The organism is Nocardioides ginsengisegetis, assembly GCF_014138045.1.
GTDB classification, from domain to species: Bacteria; Actinomycetota; Actinomycetes; order Propionibacteriales; family Nocardioidaceae; genus Nocardioides; species Nocardioides ginsengisegetis.
This window is the reverse complement of record NZ_JACGXA010000001.1, coordinates 1,837,822-1,856,053: the sequence shown is the minus strand read 5'-3', so window position 1 is coordinate 1,856,053 and position 18,232 is coordinate 1,837,822. Positions and strand designations below refer to the sequence as shown.

Annotated in this window: 15 protein-coding genes; 9 read left to right on the top strand and 6 right to left on the bottom strand. The window is 73.2% G+C overall.

Annotated features, from left to right (window positions below):
- The first annotated feature begins 96 nt into the window (after positions 1-96).
- Positions 97-2,814: a PAS domain S-box protein gene (locus FB382_RS08795; protein WP_182538462.1), complete on the top strand. Its 2,718-nt coding sequence runs from the start codon at positions 97-99 to the stop codon at positions 2,812-2,814.
- Between the two features lie 51 nt (positions 2,815-2,865).
- Here the strand turns inward: FB382_RS08795 and katG are convergent, their stop codons facing one another.
- The 5 genes from katG to FB382_RS08770 all read right to left on the bottom strand — a co-directional run bounded on the left by katG (position 2,866) and on the right by FB382_RS08770 (position 8,116).
- Positions 2,866-5,055 (bottom strand): catalase/peroxidase HPI, encoded by a 2,190-nt coding sequence (katG, locus tag FB382_RS08790; protein ID WP_182538460.1) that lies wholly within the window; start codon positions 5,053-5,055, stop codon positions 2,866-2,868.
- Positions 5,056-5,147: 92 nt separating this feature from the next.
- On the bottom strand, positions 5,148-5,567 hold the full coding sequence (locus tag FB382_RS08785) for a Fur family transcriptional regulator (protein WP_182538458.1): 420 nt from the start codon (positions 5,565-5,567) through the stop codon (positions 5,148-5,150).
- 31 nt (positions 5,568-5,598) lie between these two features.
- On the bottom strand, positions 5,599-6,474 hold the full coding sequence (locus FB382_RS08780; protein ID WP_182538456.1) for a universal stress protein: 876 nt from the start codon (positions 6,472-6,474) through the stop codon (positions 5,599-5,601).
- Between the two features lie 60 nt (positions 6,475-6,534).
- Entirely contained in the window at positions 6,535-7,119 is a 585-nt protein-coding gene (locus FB382_RS08775) for a CBS domain-containing protein (RefSeq protein ID WP_182538454.1), read from the bottom strand.
- A 91-nt stretch (positions 7,120-7,210) separates the two neighbouring features.
- Positions 7,211-8,116 (bottom strand): universal stress protein, encoded by a 906-nt coding sequence (locus FB382_RS08770; RefSeq protein ID WP_182538452.1) that lies wholly within the window; start codon positions 8,114-8,116, stop codon positions 7,211-7,213.
- A gap of 166 nt (positions 8,117-8,282) precedes the next feature.
- Between FB382_RS08770 and FB382_RS08765 the strand changes: the two genes are divergently transcribed.
- The 3 genes from FB382_RS08765 to FB382_RS08755 are packed head-to-tail and all read left to right on the top strand — an operon-like array spanning position 8,283 to position 10,885.
- On the top strand, positions 8,283-9,347 hold the full coding sequence (locus FB382_RS08765) for an NAD(P)-dependent alcohol dehydrogenase (protein ID WP_182538450.1): 1,065 nt from the start codon (positions 8,283-8,285) through the stop codon (positions 9,345-9,347).
- A gap of 27 nt (positions 9,348-9,374) precedes the next feature.
- Complete coding sequence (locus FB382_RS08760; RefSeq protein WP_182538448.1) at positions 9,375-10,343, top strand: universal stress protein; 969 nt, start codon at positions 9,375-9,377, stop codon at positions 10,341-10,343.
- 5 nt (positions 10,344-10,348) lie between these two features.
- Complete coding sequence (locus tag FB382_RS08755; protein WP_182538446.1) at positions 10,349-10,885, top strand: flavodoxin family protein; 537 nt, start codon at positions 10,349-10,351, stop codon at positions 10,883-10,885.
- Here the strand turns inward: FB382_RS08755 and FB382_RS08750 are convergent.
- Positions 10,875-13,586: a cation-translocating P-type ATPase gene (locus tag FB382_RS08750; RefSeq protein WP_182538444.1), complete on the bottom strand. Its 2,712-nt coding sequence runs from the start codon at positions 13,584-13,586 to the stop codon at positions 10,875-10,877. The two genes, FB382_RS08755 and FB382_RS08750, sit on opposite strands and share 11 nt — an antisense overlap.
- Positions 13,587-13,723: 137 nt before the next feature.
- On the opposite strand from FB382_RS08750, the gene FB382_RS08745 reads away from it, so the two are divergent.
- Genes FB382_RS08745 through FB382_RS08725 form a run of 5 tightly spaced genes read left to right on the top strand, consistent with a single transcriptional unit; the run spans position 13,724 to position 18,222 of the window.
- On the top strand, positions 13,724-13,942 hold the full coding sequence (locus tag FB382_RS08745) for a DUF1918 domain-containing protein (RefSeq protein ID WP_182538442.1): 219 nt from the start codon (positions 13,724-13,726) through the stop codon (positions 13,940-13,942).
- The gene (locus FB382_RS08740; RefSeq protein WP_182538440.1) at positions 13,939-15,324 is read left to right on the top strand and encodes an MBL fold metallo-hydrolase RNA specificity domain-containing protein; all 1,386 of its coding nucleotides are present in this window, start codon (positions 13,939-13,941) and stop codon (positions 15,322-15,324) included. Before FB382_RS08745 ends, FB382_RS08740 begins: the two co-directional genes overlap by 4 nt.
- A gap of 42 nt (positions 15,325-15,366) precedes the next feature.
- Positions 15,367-15,828: a universal stress protein gene (locus FB382_RS08735; RefSeq protein ID WP_182538439.1), complete on the top strand. Its 462-nt coding sequence runs from the start codon at positions 15,367-15,369 to the stop codon at positions 15,826-15,828.
- A gap of 9 nt (positions 15,829-15,837) precedes the next feature.
- Positions 15,838-16,740, top strand: coding sequence for a universal stress protein (locus FB382_RS08730; RefSeq protein ID WP_182538437.1), 903 nt, complete (start codon positions 15,838-15,840; stop codon positions 16,738-16,740).
- Between the two features lie 48 nt (positions 16,741-16,788).
- Positions 16,789-18,222, top strand: a complete 1,434-nt coding sequence (locus tag FB382_RS08725) for a cytochrome ubiquinol oxidase subunit I (RefSeq protein ID WP_182538435.1) — start codon at positions 16,789-16,791, stop codon at positions 18,220-18,222.
- The last annotated feature ends 10 nt before the right edge of the window (positions 18,223-18,232 follow it).

Here is an 18,232-nt window from a genome sequence, read left to right as displayed (position 1 = left end):
TGATGGGACCAGTTCGTCAGGTCGTCCGACCCACGACGTGACCGTGGGGTACAAAGGGGTCCAACCCACCGCTGACGGGCTCGGAGGGAGTCTGAGGTGACGCATCAACACAGCTCGGACGACCTCGTCGAGGCGTTGGCGGACGCCGTGGTCGTCGTGGCCACCGACGGCACCGTCGTGCGGGTCAACGCGGCCGCGGAGCGCATGTTCGGACACGAGCGGAGCGACCTGGTCGGCCGCGACCACGCGGTCCTGATCCCGTCCGGTCTGACCGAGAGCCTGGCCGGGATGATCGCGGACGGCGACGTCGCCCCGGGACCCCTCGGCACCGACCTCACCCTGCTCGGCCGTCACCGCGACGGCACGTCGTTCCCGGTCGAGGTGCACCTCGCGCCCCTGCCCGAGCGCGGGGCGCCGATCGTCGCGACGGTCCGCGACGTCACCCACCGCCAGCTCCACGACGACGACCTGCGCAACGCCCTGTCGCTGGTGAACGCCACGCTCGAGTCCACCGCCGACGGCATCCTCGTCGTGGCCGCGGACGGCACCATCGCGGGGGCCAACTCCCAGTTCGTCGCCATGTGGGGGATCCCCGAGGAGCTGATGGCTTCCCGCGACGACGACCGGCTGCTGGGCTTCGTGCTGGACCAGCTGGTCGACCCCGAGGTCTTCGTGAGCAAGGTCCACGAGCTCTACGAGCACCCGGCCGAGGAGAGCAACGACGTCCTGGAGTTCCGCGACGGCCGGACCTTCGAGCGCTACTCACGTCCGCAGCGGGTGGACGACGAGATCGTCGGCCGGGTGTGGAGCTTCCGCGACGTCACCGTGCGGCGCGTGGCCCAGGAGCAGCGTCGCGAGGCGCTGGCGATGCTGTCCAGCGCCGACGCCCGCTTCCGCTCGTTGGTGGAGTCCTCCGACGACTCGATCGTCAGCTCCACGCCCCAGGGCGTGATCACGAGCTGGAACGCCGCCGCCGAGCGGCTCTTCGGCTACCGCAGCGACGAGGCCGTGGGCCAGCACATCGAGATGCTGGTGCGGCCCGAGCTGCGCGGCCAGGCCGAGGAGATCCAGCGGCGGGCGATGATGGCGGGGGAGACCCGGCGCAGCCTCGAGACCGAGTTCGTCCGCCGTGACCGTTCCCTGGTCCCGGTCTCGCTCACGGTCTCGCCGATCTACGACGGCGAGGCGATCACCGGGGTCTCCGCGATCATCCGTGACGTCACGGTCGCCCGGGCGCGCCAGGCCGAGCTGGAGACCGCCCAGGCGGCCGCCGAGGCGGCCTCACGCGCCAAGTCGGACTTCCTGGCCACGATGAGCCACGAGATCCGCACCCCCATGAACGGCGTCATCGGTCTCACCGGCCTGCTGCTCAACACCTCGCTCGACGAGGTCCAGCGACGCTACGCCGCCGGCGTGCGGGGCGCAGGAGAGGCGCTGCTGGCGATCATCGACGACATCCTGGACTTCTCGAAGCTCGAGGCGGGCAAGGTCGACCTCGAGGAGGTCGCCTTCGGCCCGCAGCGCCTGGTCGAGGAGATCGGCGTGCTCCTCGCCAGCGCGGCCGCGGACCAGGGTCTCGAGCTCCGCACCGTCTGCGCCCCCGACGTGCCGACCGCCGTGCTCGGCGACGCCGGCCGCATCCGACAGGTGCTGATCAACCTCGCCGGCAACGCGGTGAAGTTCACCCCGGCCGGGCACGTCGAGGTGCGCGTCGTCCGGGTGTCGGGCGACGGCGAGGACCGGCTGCGGTTCGAGGTCGAGGACACCGGCATCGGGATCGACGCCCACACCCGGGCGCGCCTGTTCGAGCCCTTCTCCCAGGCGGACGCCTCGACCACGCGCCGCTTCGGCGGCACGGGCCTGGGCCTGGCGATCTCGCGCCGGCTGGTGCACAAGATGGGCGGGGACCTGCTCGTCGACAGCGAGCCCGGTGCGGGCAGCACGTTCCGCTTCGAGCTCGAGCTCCCGGCCACGACCGTCACGGCGTCCGAGTCTCCCCAGGCCGGGCGACGGCCGTCCCTGGAGGAGCTCGACACGCTGGGTCCGAACCCCGTCCCGCTGCGGTCCTCGCCGGCCTCGGCGGGCTCCCGACGCGTGCTGGTCGCCGAGGACAACGCGGTCAACCAGATGGTGGCCCTCGGTCTGCTGACCGAGCTCGGCTACGACGCCGTGATCGTCTCGCACGGCCGGCACGCCCTCGACGCGCTGGAGGGTGAGCACTTCGACGCGGTGCTGATGGACTGCCACATGCCCGAGATGGACGGGTTCGCCGCGACCCGCGAGCTGCGCCGTCGCGAGGACGGCACCCGGCGTACTCCCGTGATCGCGATGACGGCCGGCGTGCTCGACGAGGACCGGGACCGCTGCTTCGCGGCCGGGATGGACGACTTCGTCGCCAAGCCGGTCGACGTCAACCACCTGCGCGTGACGCTGCGGCGCTGGATCGGGGCACCCGTGCCCGCGGCCAACGTGCTCGACCCCGACCGGGTCGCCTCGCTGCGGCGGCTCGGGCCCGACGACGGCCTCGGGCTGCTGCGCGCCGTCGTGCCGGCGTTCATCGCGTCCTCCGGCGAGGACCTGGCGCTGCTGCGCGGCGCCGTCGCCGACGGCGACACCGCCGCGGTGCTCGGGCACGCCCACCGGCTCAAGGGCTCGGCGGGCAACGTGGGCGCCCAGCACGTCGAGGCCGCGTGCCTGGCGATCGAGCAGCACGTCCGGGAGACGGACACCGTGCCGGACCTGGCCCGGGTCGAGCGGGTGGCGGACCGGCTGGCGGCCGCCGTGCACGAGCTCGAGGAGATCGTCGGGGGCTGACGCCCGGGCCGGCCCGTGAGGGCCGACCCGGACGGCAGGTGGGTCCGTCGGTCAGGCCACGTCGTACCGGTCGAGGTCCATGACCCGCGACCAGGCGGCGACGAAGTCGTGCACGAACTTCTCCCGCGCGTCGTCGCTGGCGTAGACCTCCGCGAGGGCCCGGAGCTCGGAGTTCGAGCCGAACACGAGGTCGGCGCGCGTGCCGGTCCACGTCGTCTCACCGGCGGCGTTGCGGGCCTCGAAGACCTCCTGCGAGTCGTCCACCGCCGACCACGTCGTGCCCAGCTCGAGCAGGTTCACGAAGAAGTCGTTGGTCAGCGAGCCGGGGTTGGCGGTGAGGACACCGTGGCGCGACTGGCCGGTGTTGGCGCCCAGGACCCGGAGCCCGCCGACCAGCACGGTCATCTCGGGAGCGCTGAGGGTCAGCAGGTTGGCCCGGTCGAGCAGCAGGTACTCCGCCGGCAGCCGCTGGCCCTTGCCCTGGTAGTTGCGGAAGCCGTCGGCCGTCGGCTCGAGCGCCGCGAAGGACTCGACGTCGGTGTCCTCCTGGGAGGCGTCCGCGCGGCCCGGGGTGAACGGGACCACCACGTCATGACCGGCGTTGCGGGCGGCCTGCTCGACGCCGGCGCAGCCCGCCAGCACGATCAGGTCGGCCATCGAGACCTGCGCCCCGCCGCCGGCGTTGAACGCCGCCTGCACGCCCTCGAGGGCGCGCAGCACCGTGGCCAGCTGCTCGGGGTCGTTGACCTCCCAGGTGTTCTGGGGCTCGAGGCGGACCCGCGCGCCGTTGGCGCCACCGCGCTTGTCGCTGCCGCGGAAGGTCGAGGCCGACGCCCAGGCGGTGGAGACCAGCTGGGCGACCGTGAGCCCGGAGTCGAGGACCTGGGCCTTGAGGGCCGCGATGTCCTCGGCGCCGATGGTCCTGCCCGTGACCTCCGGGATCGGGTCCTGCCACAGCAACCTCTCCTGCGGCACCTCGGGGCCGAGGTAGCGCTGGATCGGGCCCATGTCGCGGTGGGTCAGCTTGAACCAGGCGCGGGCGAAGGCGTCCGCGAACTCCTCGGGGTGCTCGTGGAAGCGCCGCGAGATCGGCTCGTAGATCGGGTCGAAGCGCAGCGACAGGTCGGTGGTCAGCATCGTCGGGGGACGCATGGCCGAGCCCGCGTCGGGGCCCGGGACGGTGCCCGCGCCGGCGCCGTCCTTCGGCTGCCACTGGTGCGCTCCCGCGGGGCTCTTCGTGAGCTCCCACTCGAAGCCGAAGAGGTGGTCGAAGAAGCCGTTGCTCCACTGGGTCGGGGTGGAGGTCCAGGTGACCTCGAGCCCGCTGGTGATCGCGTCGGCGCCCTTGCCGGTGCCGAAGGAGTTCTTCCAGCCCAGGCCCATCTCCTCCAGCGGCGCGCCCTCGGGCTCGTCGCCGACGTACTGGTCGGGGTCGGCGGCACCGTGGGTCTTGCCGAACGTGTGGCCACCCGCGATGAGGGCCACGGTCTCCTCGTCGTTCATGGCCATCCGCCGGAACGTCTCGCGGATGTCGCGCGCGGCCGCCAGCGGGTCGGGGTTGCCGTTGGGGCCCTCGGGGTTGACGTAGATGAGGCCCATCTGGACCGCGGCGAGGGGGTTCTCCAGGTCGCGGTCGCCGGTGTAGCGCTCGTCGCCGAGCCACTCGGTCTCGGGACCCCAGTAGACGTCCTCGTCGGGCTCCCAGACGTCCTCACGGCCACCCGCGAAGCCGAAGGGCTTGAAGCCCATGGACTCCAGCGCCACGTTGCCGGTCAGGATCATCAGGTCGGCCCAGGAGATGCTCTGCCCGTACTTCTTCTTCACCGGCCACAGCAGGCGGCGGGCCTTGTCGAGGTTGCCGTTGTCCGGCCAGCTGTTGAGCGGCGCGAAGCGCTGCATGCCGGCCCCGGCGCCGCCGCGACCGTCGCGGATCCGGTAGGTGCCGGCGCTGTGCCAGGCCATCCGGATCATGAACGGGCCGTAGTGGCCGAAGTCGGCCGGCCACCAGTCCTGCGACGTGGTGAGGACCTCGGAGATGTCCTGCTTCAGCGCGGCGAGGTCGAGGCTGTTGAACGCCGCGGCGTAGTCGAAGTCGCCGCCGAGCGGGTTGGCCACGGCGGGGTTCTTGGCGAGGATCTTGAGGTTGAGGCGGTCGGGCCACCAGCCCCGGTTGCCACCGCCCTGCGTCGGGTGGGGCGCGCGGTCGTGAGCGACCGGGCAGCCGCCCTCGCTCTCGTTCATCTCTCCAACTACGGCATCGGGCTGATCGGACACGGGAGGGCCTTTCCGGTTGACGTGAGGTTCGTGCGGGGTTGCTGCGTTCTGGTGCTGGATCAGGTGGAGCAGTCGGGGCACAGACCCCGGTAGACGACCTCGGCCTCGTCGATGGAGAAGCCGTGGTCGTCGGACGCGGTGAGGCAGGGGGTGTCACCGACGGCACAGTCGACATCGGCGATGGCGCCGCAGGCGCGGCACACGACATGGTGGTGGTTGTCCCCGACCCGCGACTCGTAGCGGGCGACCGAGCCCGGCGGCTGGATCCGCCGGACCAGCCCGGCGTCGGTCAGCGCGCGCAGGACGTCGTACACCGCCTGGTGGGAGACGTCGGCCAGGTGCTGGCGCACCACGCCGATGATCGAGTCCGTGGGGGCGTGCGCGTGGTCGTGCACGGCGGTCAGCACCGCGACCCGGGGCCGGGTCACCCGCAGGCCCGCCTCGCGCAGCAAGCGCTCGACGTCCTGGGGGGTGGGCATGGCCGCAGTCTGCCGCGTCTTCTGGAATGGTTCAAGAAGCGGGGTCGGGGGATCCGGACGGGACGACGGCCACCGGGCAGGGGGCGTGGGTGACGACATCGCGCTCGGGGTCGCCGCGGACGACCCGGGAGATCCACGAGTGGACGTGCGAGCCCATCACCACCAGGGCCTGGCCACGACCGGCCCTGACCACGGCCTCCTCGACCGGGCCCCGGTCGATGTCGATGGTGGTCACGACGTCGGGGTAGCGGTCGGTGAAGCCTGCGCTCGCCTCGCTGATGCGGCGCCTCTGGTCGTCGGCGGACTCGCTCGCCGAGCCGAGCACGCAGCCCAGGATCGTCAGGGGGAGGCCCCGCAGGGCCGCCTGCCGGTAGGCGAAGTCCAGGGTGTCGCGCCGTCCCTCGCGGTCGTCGACGGCGACCACGACACCGCCCGTCGCGTCCGGTCGCTCCGGGTGTAGGTCCGGGACGACGACCAGGGGGCAGCGGGTCTTCCCGACCAGGGCCCGGCTCACCGAGCCCAGCACGAACGTGCCGAGCTGGCCGGGTCCGCGGGAGCCCACGACGACCAGCGCGGCGCCGGCAGAGGCATCGACGAGGGCGGCGACGGGAGCGGCGGGGACGGCCTGCTCGTGCACGTCGGCCGCGAACGCGCCGTCGAGGAGGACCCGGTGGGCGCGGCGGGTGACCTGGTGCCCGCCGCTGCGGAGCGAGGTGTCGGTGGCACCGCGGCCGGCCGGCACGACGCCGGTGGCGTGCAGGACGGTGAGGCCGCGGTGCTCCAGCGCGGCCTGGTCGGCGGCCCAGGCCAGGGCGCGGTCACTGGTGGCGGTGTCGTCGACCCCGACCACGATCGTTCCCGACGTGCGCAGCGAGGCGCTCGGTGCGGTGTCCGGTGAGATGTTCATGGCAGCCCTGCTCCTTCCTGACGTTGCTGACCCGGCTGATCCGGCTGGTCCGGCCGAGGGTCACCTGAACTGGACGGCCACGACCCCCGGGACCGTCGAGGCGAGGGCGCGCACGATGGCCCGCTCCCGCTCGTCGTCCGGCCCGTCGGCGATCACGACCCCGTCGACCACCTCGAGCAGCCAGCCGTAGTCGAGCCCGTCGAGGAGGTCGTCGAGCTCGGCCTCGATCCGGTCGTCGCTGCGGGCCAGCGTCCTGATGACGTCGCGCCTGCTCACGACGCCCACCAGCACCCCGTCGTCCACGACGGGGAGGCTCTTCACCGACGTGCTCGTCATCAGGTCGGTGGCCTCGGCGAGGTCGGCCCAGGAGGAGACCGTCACGGGGTGGCGGCTCATGACCTGCGAGGTGCGCGTGAAGGTCGGCTCCCGGGTGAGGGAGCGCGGTGTCTCGTGCGCACGGGCGTCGTGCGGCACGGCCACCATGATCACGTCCGCCTCGCTGATCACCCCGACGATGTGACCGTGGCCGTCCACCACCGGCAGCGAGGTCACGCTGCGCTCGTCGAGCAACCGGGCCACCTGCTTGAGCGGCGTGTCCGCGGTCACGGTGACGGCGGGCGTTGTCATCACGTCGCGTACCAACATGGTCGGGCCTCCTGTCGAGGGTTCGGTTCCTGCTCCCAGCACACCCGGTCGCGGACCCGGACGGCAGGGTCCGGAGGCCCGCGGGCCAGGGTCACTCGGCCCGGCGCCAGCCCCGGTGCTTGTCGGAGGGGGCGACCAGGAGCACGGGGCACTCGGCTGCGCGGAGCACGGTCCGGGCCACCGGCCCCAGGTGCGATCCCATGGGCACCAGCGGGTCGTGGCGTCCGATGACGACCAGGACCGATGTCCGGGAGGCCTCGACCAGCGAGTCCGCCGGGCGGCCGTGCTGGGTCTCGATGGTGACCGGGACGTCGCCGAAGTCGGCGTGGAGCTCGTCGACGACCGACTGGAGCTCCTGGGCCACCTCGGTCGCCCAGCCGGCGCTGCCGACGCGGTCCATCTCGATGTCGTCGAAGTAGCCCGGGGACCACCAGGTGTGCACCACGCGCAGCGTCGCCCGACGGGAGCGGGCCTCGGCCAGGGCCTGGCGCAGGATGTCGTGGCCACGCGCCGGTACGTCGACCCCCACGGTGACGACGGGGTCCGGGCCGTCGACGGGCGCCCAGCCCTCCGGGACGACGGCCACGGGCGTGTGGGCGTGCGCGGCCACGCCGCTGGACGTCGACCGTGTCACGATCCGGTCCAGGCGGGACAGGTCGCGGCGCTGCAGCACGACCAGCCGGCTCTCGGCGCTCACGTCGACGATGCTCTGGACGACCGGGCCGCGGATCAGCGTGCCGGTCACCTCGACCTGGTTCCCCAGGACGTTGGTCGCGTGCTCGACGGCCAGGCGGAGCGTCTCGTCGGCGAGCTTCTCCGCCGTACCGAAGTCCAGGAGAGCGTTCTCCGGGCCGGTGAGGCTCACGTGGTAGGCGTGCAGGATCTCCAGCGCGGACCCTCGCGTGGTCGCCTCCCGGGCCGCGAAGTGCAGGGCGGCGTCGAAGTTCTCCGGGTCGTCGACGGCGACGAGGACGGGCAGGGCAGATCGGTCGGTCATGGCTTCCTCCTGGGTCGTTGCCCCACGGTCTCCCGCGTCCGAGGCGGTCCTCTAGGGACCAACGTCCCGTCTCGGTGGCCCTCCGCCTCTGCAATGGTCCCGGCCCGGCTCGCGAGGCTGGGGACGACCGGCCGACCCGGGTCGGGAGCGACGGAAGGACGGGCAGATGCGCGCGCTGCGGTTGAAGGCATGGAAGAGCGATCCCGTGCTGGAGGAGGTGCCCGTCCCGAGCCCAGGCCCGGGCGAGGTCCTGGTCCAGGTGGGGGCCGCGGGCGCCTGCCACTCCGACCTGCACCTGATGCGGGAGTTCGACGAGGGACTCCTGCCGTGGGCGCCCCCCTTCACGCTCGGCCACGAGAACGCCGGCTGGGTGCACACGCTCGGCGAGGGCGTCACGGGCCTGGAGCCGGGCCAGCCCGTCGCCGTGGTCGGCGCCTGGGGCTGCGGGACCTGCAGCCGGTGCCTGGACGGGCTCGAGACCTACTGCGAGCGGCCGGACCTGGCGCCCGTCCCCGGAGGCGGGGGCGGCCTCGGCCTGGACGGCGGGATGGCGGAGTACCTGCTGGTCCCGGGCGCCCGGCACCTGGTCCCGCTCCCGGAGGGGCTCGACCCGGTGCAGGCAGCGCCCCTGACCGACGCCGGCCTCACGCCCTACCACGCGGTACGGCGGTCGGCCGCGAAGCTCGTGCCCGGCTCCACCGCGGTCGTCATCGGCGCCGGTGGCCTCGGTCACCTGGGCGTCCAGGTGCTCCGAGCCACGACGGCTGCCCGGGTGGTGGTCGTGGACCCGCGTGACGCGGCGCGCGACCTGGCCGTCGCCTCCGGCGCGGACCACGCGTTCGCACCCGGCCCGGACACGGTCCAGGCGATCCGCGAGCTCACCGGGGGAGTGGGCGCCGACGTCGTCCTCGACTTCGTCGGGTCCGACGACACGCTGGCACTGGCCGCGGCGAGCATGCGGCAGGTCGGCGACCTGACCATCGTCGGCATCGCCGGCGGCACCTTGCCGGTGTCGTTCTTCGGCCTGCCCTACGAGGTGAGCGTCCAGACGACGTACTGGGGCAACCGGCGCGAGCTCGTGGAGGTCCTCGACCTCGGCGCGCGCGGCCTGCTCCGGGCCGAGACCACGCTCTTCACCCTCGACGACGCCGCCGAGGCCTACCGCCAGCTCGAGCACGGCACGATCCGGGGCCGCGCCGTGGTCGTCCCCAACGACAGCTATCGGGCCTGATCGGCCGACGCGAGCGAGGAGCACACCATGTCCGAGAAACTGGGCGACGAGAAGCCGGGCACCGAGAAACCGGGCAACGGCATCGTCGTCGGCACCAACGGCAGCGCTGGGAGCGCCAGGGCGGTCCAGTACGCCGCCCTCGAGGCAGCACGGCTCGGGGTGGGTCTGGACATCGTCCACGTCCTCCCGGACTTCACGGCGCTCGCACCCACCACCGACATCTTCCCGACGGACCTGGACAGCGATATCGAGGCGATCGGACGAGCCGTGCTCCAGCAGGCCGCCGGCGCGGCCGCGGGACACGCCGGGGCCGTGCGGTGCCGGCAGCTCCTGCGCGTCGGACGGACCGTACCGACCCTGGTGGAGGTCGCACGCGAGGCCCGGATGATCGTGCTGGGACACGAGACGGTGACGCCGCTCCGGCGGATCTACACGGGCGCGGTCACGATGGGCGTCATGGCGCGCGCCGACCGTCCGGTCGTCTCGGTCCCGGCGGACTGGAGCCCGCCGACCGGCCCGGGTCGTGTCGTCGTCGGGCTGAAGTCGTCCCGCCACTCCGCCGAGCTCCTCGCTGCCGCCTTCCGGGAGGCATCGGCGCGCGGGGCTGGTCTCGTGGTCGTGCACGCCTGGTCCCTGCCGAACATGTACGACGACCGCATCGTCACCCGGACGCGCGAGGCGGCCTGGTCGGCGGCCGCGGCGGGTGACGTCGAGGAGCTCCTCGCGGGCGAGCGGGCCCAGTTCCCGCACGTGGACGTCGAGGTCAGGTCGGTCCACGACCAGGCCGTGCACGCCCTCCTCGAGGAGGTCGAGAGCCCGGACCTGCTCGTGCTGGTCCGCCGGGCGCACGGCTTCCCGCCCGCGGCCAACCTCGGGAGCACGGCTCGGGCGCTCCTGCAGCGGTCTCCCTGCCCGGTGATGGTGCTGCCGGCCCAGGACGTGATCGCCGAGGTCCAGGACCTGGAGCTCGAGGCCGCCGGGGCACGGGAGGAGTGAGCACGATGCGCACCGTGATCGTCTACGAGTCGATGTTCGGCAACACCGAGCACGTGGCCCGGGCCGTCGCAGCGGGCTTCGAGTCTGCTGGGTCCGTGACCGCGGTGCTCGACGTCGCCGCGGCCGGCCCAGGGGTCCTCGCCGACTGCGACGTCCTCGTGGTCGGAGGTCCGACGCACGGGTTCTCGATGAGCCGCCGCTCGACCCGGGACAGCGCCGTGCAGCAGGGTGCCGCCCCCGCGCACGCACCGACCGGGCTCCGGGAGTGGCTCGACGGCCTCGACGCGGCCGGGAAGCCGCACGTGGCGGCTGCCGTGTTCGACACCCGCATCGACAAGGTGCGGCACCTGCCCGGATCGGCCGCCCGCCGGGCCGTGAAGCGGCTGCGGCGTCGTGGGCTCGTGATGCTGGACCATCCCACGAGCTTCTACGTCACCGACCTCAAGGGGCCGCTGGCCGACGGCGAGACCGAGCGCGCGCACGCGTGGGGGAGGCGGCTCGCGGAGATGGCGGGCGCGACGCCCTCGGGCGTCACGTCCTGACCGAGCGGCGTCGCCACCGGTAGAGCTCGTCGACGCCCCAGACGACCACGGGGAACGTGGCGAGCGCCAGCACCTGCGGGACACCCAGCGGGCGCGTGTCGAGCAGGTCCTGGAGGGCGGGCGTGTAGAGCACCAGGGCGGTGAGCGCGAGCTCGAGGACGATGCCCAGGAGGAGCAGCGGGTTGGTCAGGAACCCGATGCGGAACAGCGAGACCCGGTCGGTGCGCGCGGCCATCGCGGTGCCGACCTGGCAGGCGACGATCCCGGCGAACGTCATCGAGGTCGCCTCGAGATAGCGCTCGTGGAACCGGGTCCCGGGGGCCACGGAGTCACCCGGTCGCCAGCCGCCCGACCACAGGACCCAGAGGAAGCCGGCGGTCACGAGGACCGCGGATGCGATCCCCAGCAGGGCCCACGCGCGCAGCAGCATCTGCCCGGTGATGATCCCCTCGGTCCGCCGACGCGGGGGACGCGCCATGATGCCGGGCTCCTCGGCCTCGCGCCCCAGTGCGAGCGCAGGCAGCGTCTCGGTCCCGAGGTCGATCAGGAGGATCTGGGTCACGGTCAGCCCGAGCGGGATGGCGCCACCGGAGAGCGCGAACAGCAGGAAGGGCACGATCTCCGGGATCGCGTGCGCGAAGATGTAGAGGATGAACTTGCGGACGTTGTCGTAGACGCGGCGTCCTGCCTGCACCGCGCCGATGATCGTGGCGAAGTCGTCGTCGGTGAGCACCATGGTCGCGGCCTCGCGGGCGACATCGGTCCCCGAACGCCCCATCGCCACGCCGATGTCCGCCCGGCGGAGGGCCGGGGCGTCGTTCACCCCGTCGCCCGTCATGGCCACCACGTGCCCGAGGGCCTGGAGCCGCGAGGCGATCCGGAGCTTGTCCTCGGGCGTGTTCCTGGCGAAGACGATCTCGCGCCCCGAGCCCAGCATCGCGTCGACCTCGTCGTCGGCCATCGCCTCGAGCTTGGACCCGTTGACCACGTGCGGGCGGCCGTGCCCGGCTCCGATGCCGGCCTCGAGCGCGATCGCCCCGGCCGTGCGTCCGTTGTCACCGGTGATGACGTGCACGGTGATGCCCGCACGGTGGGCCCGGACGATGGCGTCCGGGACGGCGTCCCGCAGCGGGTCGGTCAGGGCGGCGAACCCGACGAGCGTGAGCGACCGCTCGAGTGATTCCCGGTCGCCCTCCGGGTCGTCCGGTGCCAGCTGCCTGACCGCGCAGGCGAGCAGCCGGAGCCCCTGGTCGGCGAGCCGGTCGAGCCGGAGCTCGACGTCGGCGCGGTCGGAGGGCGTCCACGTCTGCGACCGACCTTCCTCGTCGAGGACCGTGTCGCACAGCTCGAGGACCGACTCGGGCGCCCCCTTCGTGCACAGGCGGCGGCCGGCGCCTCTCACGACCACCACCGACATCCGTCGCAGGCGTGGGTCGAAGTGGAAGGTGCGCGTCACCGTGCCGTCGTGGTCGGGGACGCCGAGGCGCTCGGCCCCCTTCAGCAGGGCCAGCTCGGTGGGGTCGCCGTGCCCGGACCCGGGGTCGGCGCTCGTGCACCGCCGCAGCACCGTCGCCATCGCCTCCGCGGTCGCGTCATGGGGAGCGGAGCGGCCGGACGGCCCCCACAGGCTGTGCACCTGCATCCGGTTCTGGGTGAGCGTGCCGGTCTTGTCGGTGCAGATCACGTCCGTGGAGCCGAGCGTCTCGACGGCGCTGAGGCGCTTGACGAGCCCGCCCCGCCGGGCCAGCTCGGCGACCCCGACGGCCAGCGCGAGGGTGATGGTCGGGAGGAGGCCCTCGGGGACGTTGGCGACCAGCAGCCCGATCGCGAAGACGGCGGCGTCGCCGAGTCCCAGGCCGGCCAGCACGCCGAGGGGCAGGAAAGCCAGGCCCACGCCGACGGCCACCGCGGCGATCAGCCAGGCCACCCGGCGTACCTGTTGCTCGAGCGGGCTCGACTCGTGGCCGGTCCTGCTGCTCAGCCCGGCGATGCGGCCGAGCTCGGTCACCATGCCGGTGTGCACGACCACCGCCCGGGCCTCGCCGGACGTGCAGGTGGTGCCGGAGAGCAGGACGTCGCCGGCGTCGACCAGCCTCCGCTGGGGATCGGCCCCGGCCTGGCGCACGGCCGGAGCGGACTCGCCCGTGACCGCGGACAGGTCGCACTCGACGGCACCCGTGACGATCTTGGCGTCGGCGCAGATGGCGACACCCTCCTCCACGACGAGGAGGTCCCCGGGCACGACCTGGCGGGCCTCCACCGAGAGCTCCCGGCCGCCGCGGACCACCGTGGCGTGCGGGGGGAGGTACTGCGCGAGTGCCGCGACCGCGTGCTCGGCGTGCCGCTCCTGGCCGAGCGCGAAGGCCGCGTTGATGCCGATGACGCAGGTGATCGCGACGGCCAGGGTGGCCCCCTGGGTGGTGGCCGCGAGGACGGCCGCGGCCCAGAGCAGCAGGGCGAGCGGGTGGGTGAGCTGGCGCACCAGGGCGCCGAGCAGGCCCGAGGTCCTCGCCACCGACAGCTCGTTGGGACCGCTCTCCACGAGTCGGCGCGCCGCCTCGTCCTGGGTGAGGCCGTCGGGGCCGGACCCCAGTCGGTCGACGACGGTCGTCGCGTCCCGGAGGAGGAGGTCCGCCGAGACGTCGTCGGCCGTCGCGGGGGCGGGACCGATCAGCGGTGCTCGTGGCTGCTGGTCCGGCATCGCGCCTCCTCCGTGGCCAGTCTGGGGCCCGCGGCCGGTCGCGCCAATGGCCCGCAACCGATGACCAAGGACCCTGTCGGGCGCGGCAGACGCTCGCGAGGGTGGTCTCACCAGCAGTCCCGAGAGCGGAGGCAGTCATGCATGCACGCAAGGGCGAACGGCTGGTCGTGCCGAGCCGCACCCTCGGCGGACCGGTCCGTGACGCCGAGATCATCGGTGTGCCGCACGACGACGGCTCTCCGCCCTACCGGGTCCGCTGGTCCGACACCGGGCACGAGGGGCTCTTCTTCCCCGGCCCGGACGCCTGGGTCGACCACGAGGAGCACCCCCCGACCGCCCCCGGCGGGTCACGATGAGCGCCAGCCCGTTCCTCACCTTCCTGGGCGCCGCGGGCACCGTGACCGGGAGCCGGTTCGCCGTCGACCTCGGCGACGAGCGGGTGATGGTCGACGCCGGCCTCTACCAGGGACTCCCTGACTTCCGGCGACGGAACTGGGAGGAGCTGCCGATCCCCGCGTCGAGCATCGAGGGGCTGGCCCTGACGCACGCCCACCTCGACCACTGCGGGTTCCTCCCGCGGCTGGTGCGCGACGGGTTCTCGGGCCCCATCGTGTGCACCCGCGAGACGGCCCAGCTGGCGGAGATCGTGCTCCGCGACAGCGCCCACCTCCAGGCCGAGGACGCCGGTTACGCCAACCGCTCGGGCTACAGCAAGCACCACCCGGCACTGCCGCTCTACGACGACAGCGACGTCGAGAAGACCCTGCCCCTCTTCGAGCCGGTCGAGTACGGCGTGCCGACCGACCTCGCCCGCGACGTGCGGGGGACGCTCAGTCCCGCCGGGCACATCCTCGGCTCGTCGACCGTGCTCCTGGAGGCGGGACCGTCCCGCGTGCTGTTCACCGGCGACCTGGGCCGGGACCGGCACCCGTTGCTGCTGCCACCGGCCGCCCCGGTGCCCGCGGACGTGATGGTGATCGAGTCGACGTACGGCGATCGCCGGCACCCCGACCCGGACCCCGAGCACCTCGCGGCGGCCATCCGGCGCACGATCGGCCGGGGCGGTTCGGTGCTGATCCCGGCCTTTGCGGTCGATCGCACCGAGCTCGTGCTCGTCGCGCTCCACCGCCTCACGCAGGAGGGCCGCGTGCCGCGGCTGCCCGTGTTCGTCGACAGTCCGATGGCCCTGGCCACGCTCGACGTCTACCGCCGCGCGGTCTCCGCACCCTCCCCGCAGCTGCGGCCGGAGGCACGGGTCCTGCTCGAGGCGCTCGACGGGCTGGACCTGCGGGCCGTGCGGGACCCCGAGCACTCGATGCGGCTCAACCGGCCCTCGTTCCCCTGCATCGTCATCTCCGCGTCGGGCATGGCGGCCGGTGGCCGGGTCGTGCACCACCTCGCCCACCAGCTGCCCGACAGCCGCAACAGCGTGGTCCTGACCGGCTACCAGGCCGAGGGGACCCGGGGACGCCAGCTGCTGGACGGGGTCCGGCAGGTCAAGATCCACGGGCGCTACGTCCCGGTGCGGGCCGAGGTCGTCCAGGTCGACGACTTCTCCGTGCACGCCGATGCCGAGGACATGACCGCGTGGCTGGGCCGGGCCACGGAGCCGCCGAGCACGGTGTACGTCGTCCACGGCGAGCCGAGTGCGGCCGAGGCGATGGCGCAGCGGGTGCGGGACGAGCTGGGCTGGTGCGCCGTCGTACCGCGCCTGGGTGAGCGGGTCCGGCTCGACTGACGGGCCGAAGCAACATGTGTGGGAATCCAGAAGGAGAAGATCATGACGGAGCGGGACGACGCGGCGCGCGGACGCGTGGTGGTCGGCGTCGACGGCTCGGACTCGAGCATCCAGGCCCTGACGTGGGCCCTGGAGGTCGCGACGGTCGGAGGCCGGACGATCCACGTCGTGACCGCGTGGCCCGACCCCGGAGAGGTCTTCATCCACGAGGTGCCGGGCCACTTCTGCGAGCCGCGCGCCCGGGCCGTGCTCGCCCAGCACGAGGCTGTCGACGCGGCGCTCGCCCGCGTCGTGCACCGGCCCGCGGCGATCAACCTGGAGGTGGCGAACGCCCGTCCCGTCGAGGCCATGCTGGCCCTCGCCCGGAGGGGGGACCTCCTCGTGGTCGGCGCGCCCCGGCCCACGACCCTCCCGCGTCACCGCGACGGGGTGGGGGAGACCTGCTCGCTCCTCGCGCCGTGCCCGGTGGTCGTCGTCGAACCCACCGCAACGCCGGTCGGCTGAGGAGCGACCATGGCCAGCGAGACTCGGCGGCCCGTGCTCGCCGCGGTCGGCACGCAGGTCCACCTGGACGCCCTGCTGGACGCCGCCTCCGTCGAGGCCGCAGCGCGGGGGAGCGACATCGGGCTGGTGCACGTCGCGTCGGGTCCCGGCCTGCTCGTGCCGACGTCTCCCGACCGGCTGTCCCTCGCCGACCCGCCGGCACGCCAGGCCGCGCTCTCCCGGTTGTACCGCGCCGAGCAACGGCTGCGCGAGCGGACCCAGGGTCAGGTGGCGGTCACCACCGAGCTGCTCGAGGGCGCGGTCGTGGACGCCGTGGTGGCCCGCAGCGCGGGGGCTTCGGTCGTGGTCCTGCAGCGCGGGCCCGAGCACCGTGGCCGACTCACCGTGCTGGCCCATCTCGGGGGGATCGCCGCGAGGTCCCACGCGCCGGTGCTGTGCGTTCCCTCGGCCTGGCGCCGCAAGGAGTGGGACCAGCGACCCGTCTGCGTGGGCGTAGAGCCCGACCCCGCCCTCTCCGTGGTGCGCACCGCCCTCGAGATGGCCCAGCGCACCACCGGCACGCTGCGGCTGGTCTGCGTCGTGGAGGACCCGGCGTACGTCGAGACGACCCTGCGCGACCGGGTCGCCCCGGTGCTGGAGGAGTTCCCCGACGTCGCGGCCCAGGTGGTGGCCTGGCGTGGTCGGCCGGTCGACGCACTGCTCTCGGAGTCACGCGAGTGCTCCGCCCTCGTCCTGGGTCGACACCACCACCTCCTGCCCGTCGGCAGCCACCTGGGACCGGTGGTGTGCGCCCTGCTCCGGGAGGCCGCGTGCCCGGTGCTGGTCGTCGACCCGACGGTCCCCGCGGCACGGGACCAAGGTCCCGCCAAGGCGGCCCGTCCGACCGTGCCGGGCGGTCTCGGGGGCTCCTAGCGTTCTCACGAACGCCCGTCCTCTTCTGCGACCGCCCAGGAGCGCCCGTTGGACCCCCTCGACATCGCCCGTTGGCAGTTCGGCATCGTCACCGTCTACCACTTCCTCTTCGTGCCGATCACCATCGGACTCTCGGCGATCGTGGCCGGCTACGAGACCGCCTGGGTGCGGACCGGCCACGAGCACTGGCTGCGGCTCACCAAGTTCTTCGGCAAGCTCTTCCTGATCAACTTCGCCATCGGCGTGGTGACGGGCATCGTCCAGGAGTTCCAGTTCGGGATGAACTGGAGCGACTACTCGCGCTTCGTCGGCGACATCTTCGGGGCGCCGCTCGCGATCGAGGGGCTGCTCGCCTTCTTCCTGGAGTCCACGTTCCTCGGGCTCTGGATCTTCGGCTGGGACCGGCTGCCCGCCCGCGTGCACGCCGCCTGCATCTGGATCGTGCACGTCGGCACGCTCCTCTCGGCCTACTTCATCCTCGCGGCGAACTCCTGGATGCAGCACCCGGTCGGCTATCGGTTCAACCCGGACACCGGTCGCGCCGAGCTGCACGACTTCGCCGCCGTGCTGCTGAACAAGGTCCAGCTGGCGACCTTCCCGCACGTGGTGCTGTCCGCCTACCTGACCGGTGCAGGATTCGTGGTCGGCGTGGCGTTCTGGTCGATGCGCCGCACCCGCGACGAGGAGGACGACCGCAGGATGTACCTGCGCGCGGTGCGCACCGGCGCGGCCGTCGCGCTGGTGGCGGCACTCGGCGTCGTCGTCAGCGGCGACGTCCAGGGCAAGATCATGACCGACGTCCAGCCGATGAAGATGGCGGCCGCCGAGGGCCTGTACGACACCACCGACCACGCGCCGTTCTCCCTGCTGACCATCGGGAAGCTGGACGGGTCCACGGCCACCAACATCATCGAGATGCCCGGCCTGCTGTCGTTCCTGGGCACCGGGCACTTCGACGGCGAGGTCCAGGGCATCAACCAGCTGCGGGCGGAGTACCGCCGGACCTACGGCACCGACCCGGGCGCGGCGTACTACTCGCCGGGCGACTACACGCCGATCGTCCCGGTGACCTACTGGTCGTTCCGGCTGATGATCGGCCTGGGCCTCCTCGCGGCGGCCGGGGCCGCGCTGATCCTCCTGGCCACCCGGCGGGGTCGCGCGCCGACGGGCCGGTTCTGGCTGTGGCTGGCGATCGCCATGCCGCTGCTGCCGGTCGCGGCCAACTCCTTCGGCTGGATCTTCACCGAGATGGGCCGCCAGCCCTGGGCGGTCTTCGGCCTGATGACAACTGCCCAGGCCGTCTCTCCGGGGGTCGGCGCCGGCACCGTCCTGACCTCCCTGCTGGCCTTCACGGTGGTCTACGCCGTGCTGGCCGTGATCGAGGTCCGGCTCGTCCTGACCTACATCCGCGCCGGCGCGGAGCCGCTCCCCGAGCCCGTGGGACCCGACGACACCGACCGCCCGCTGGCGTTCGCCTACTGAGCCGAGGAGA